This window comes from Liquorilactobacillus uvarum DSM 19971 (genome assembly GCF_001434935.1).
Lineage (GTDB): Bacteria > Bacillota > Bacilli > Lactobacillales > Lactobacillaceae > Liquorilactobacillus > Liquorilactobacillus uvarum.
The window spans coordinates 1-207 of record NZ_AZEG01000162.1 but is presented as its reverse complement, the minus strand read 5'-3'; the positions used below and the strand labels follow the sequence as shown (position 1 = coordinate 207).

1 protein-coding gene is annotated in these 207 nt (G+C 40.1%); it reads left to right on the top strand.

From position 1 onward, the window contains the following. The coding region (locus FD20_RS12900; protein ID WP_162255674.1) for a MobA/MobL family protein at positions 1-207 on the top strand (207 nt) is incomplete at both ends.

Here is a 207-nt window from a genome sequence, read left to right as displayed (position 1 = left end):
AAATTCACCTGAATGGGCGAGTGATCGAGAGCAGTTGTGGAATGAAGTTGAAAAGAAAGATCGTAAATCAAACTCACGGTATGCAAAAGAGTTTAACGTGGCTTTACCGGTAGAATTAAGTGAATCCGAACAGAAAGAATTACTGACAAAATATGTGCAAGAAAATTTTGTTGATGAGGGCATGGTAGCCGACGTGGCAATTCATCG